Below are 2220 nucleotides of genomic sequence, written 5' to 3'. Positions count from 1 at the left end.
CTCATTTGGGGAACCGCTAATAAACGCGAATATTCGCTAATCTTAAAATTCGCGTTTATTGGCGTGCATTCGCGGTTTGAGATTTGGGCAAGTTATTTAGTCGACAATCCTAGTATTGTTTTGGAGGATAGCATGATCGCCAGAATGTGGCACGGCATGACGCCGGCGGCAAAAGCAGATGACTATCTCGAAGTCTTGAAAAAAACCGGCGTCCCGGATTATCAATCGACCGAGGGCAATCGGGGTGTGTATATTTTGCGACGAATCGAAGGCGACCGCGCGCATTTTCTGTTGATCACACACTGGGATTCTGTTGAAGCCATCAAGAAATTTGCCGGCGAGGATTTTGAGAAAGCAAAATATTATCCTGAAGACGCGGCGTTTTTGCTCGAGTTCGAACCTCATGTAACACATTACGAAGTGCTGGTCAATTCCTCAACAGTTTGAATGCGCAGAATGGAGAACGATATGCAGGAGTTATTAAAAGCCGCGGCGGAACGCGCCATCAGCTATTTGCAAAATTTGGAAACACGCGGTGTTGCACCGAGCGCTGAAGCGATCGCGAATTTGTCCCGCTTCAACGAGCCGCTGCCGGAAGATCCGGTTGATCCGCAAAGCGTGTTGCAGATGCTCGACGAGTTCGGTTCACCGGCAACCATGGCGATTGCCGGGCGGCGATTTTATGGCTTCGTTATCGGCGGCTCGTTACCGGCAGCGCTGGCGGCAAATTGGCTCGCTGCCGCATGGGATCAAAACACCGGATTGTACAAAGTAACTCCCGGCACCGCATATCTCGAAATCATTGCGTTGCGGTGGCTGCTTGAAGTCTTGAAATTGCCGTTGCAAAGCGGCGGCGCATTTGTCACCGGCGCAACGGTTGCTAACTTCACAGCGCTCGCGGCCGCGCGCCATGCCGTTCTCAAACACGCCGGATGGAATGTCGAAGCGGAGGGATTGTTTGGCGCACCGCCGATCACCGTCATCGTCGGCGCAGAAGCGCATCCCACGCTGTTCAAATCGCTGGGATTGCTCGGTCTCGGCAGAAGTCGCGTGGTCAAAGTTCCGGTTGATGGCCAGGGCCGCATGCGCGCCGAGGCGTTTCCCAAAAACGCCGGCCCCACGATCATTTGCGTGCAGGCAGGCAACATCAACACCGGCGCCTTCGATCCCATCGAGCAGATTTGCAGCATTGCGCATGACAGCGGCGCCTGGGTACATGTCGATGGCGCTTTTGGCTTGTGGGCTGCGGCCGCGCCTTCACACGCATATCTTGCCAAGGGAATTCAAAACGCCGATTCATGGGCGACCGATGCGCACAAGTATCTCAACGTGCCGTACGATTGCGGCCTGGCGTTTGTGCGCAATGCCGAGACGCTGCGCGCGGCCATGGCAATCACTGCAGAATACCTGCCGACGGAAAGTCCGGAGCGCAACCCTTCCGACTACACGCCTGAGCTGTCGCGGCGCGCGCGCGGCGTGGAAGTGTGGGCCGCTTTGCGCAGTCTGGGAAAAAAGGGTTTGGCGGATTTGATTGAGCGCACGTGCCGCCATGCCCGGCGATTTGCCGAAGGCCTGAGCGCTGCCGGTTTTCAAATTCTCAATGAAGTCGTGTTGAACCAAGTTTTGGTTTCATTTGGTGATGCCGAGAAAACCAATCGCGTCATTGCCGCGATTCAAGCCGACGGCACGTGTTGGTGCGGCGGCACGGTGTGGCAGGGAAAAACCGCGATGCGCATCAGCGTTTCTTCCTGGGCAACGACAGATGAAGATGTCGAGCGCAGCTTGGAGGCGATGATTCGAATCGCGAAAAAGTACGCTTGAAAATCGGCTTGTGATATCAAGTACAAATGGGTTGCATCAAATTCAAACAGATTCGTCGACGACTTTCTGAACTTCCCGTTCTACTGATAGGCAATAATGATGACAATCGATCCTAAACGCGAACTCCTGCGCCACACGGTTGCAACGCTGGCCTACCGCGCCGGCAAAACCCTGCGCGATATTCCGGAAAATTTCGCCTCGTTTCGCATCGACGAAACCACGCGCACGCCGGCGCAGATTCTGGCGCATCTCGGTGATTTGCTCGACTGGGCATTATCGCTTGCGGAAGGTGAGCAGCGGTGGAACGACTCAACACCTTTGCCGTGGGAGCAGGAAGTCGCGCGCTTTTTTGAAGCCTTGAAAAAGTTCGATGACTATCTGGCGTCTGATGCGCCGCTG

Annotated in this window: 3 protein-coding genes; all 3 read left to right on the top strand. The window is 55.0% G+C overall.

Going from position 1 to position 2220, the window contains the following annotated elements:
- The first annotated feature begins 132 nt into the window (after positions 1-132).
- On the top strand, positions 133-447 hold the full coding sequence (locus FBQ85_29475; GenBank protein ID MDL1879262.1) for an antibiotic biosynthesis monooxygenase: 315 nt from the start codon (positions 133-135) through the stop codon (positions 445-447).
- A 21-nt stretch (positions 448-468) separates the two neighbouring features.
- Positions 469-1821: an aspartate aminotransferase family protein gene (locus FBQ85_29470; protein MDL1879261.1), complete on the top strand. Its 1353-nt coding sequence runs from the start codon at positions 469-471 to the stop codon at positions 1819-1821.
- Between the two features lie 99 nt (positions 1822-1920).
- A partial coding sequence (locus tag FBQ85_29465) for a hypothetical protein (GenBank protein MDL1879260.1) occupies positions 1921-2220 on the top strand: 300 nt, incomplete at its 3' end.

This window comes from Cytophagia bacterium CHB2 (assembly GCA_030263535.1).
In the GTDB taxonomy this organism is placed as follows: domain Bacteria; phylum Zhuqueibacterota; class Zhuqueibacteria; order Zhuqueibacterales; family Zhuqueibacteraceae; genus Coneutiohabitans.
Note: the sequence above shows the minus strand (reverse complement) of the source record. Positions and strands in the feature narration are given on the sequence as shown.

Bases quoted from the DNA above. Each gene is read 5' to 3' on its own strand.
- FBQ85_29475 (MDL1879262.1), top strand. From the start codon at position 133: ATGATCGCCAGAATGTGGCACGGCATGACGCCGGCGGCAAAAGCAGAT.
- FBQ85_29470 (MDL1879261.1), top strand. From the start codon at position 469: ATGCAGGAGTTATTAAAAGCCGCGGCGGAACGCGCCATCAGCTATTTG.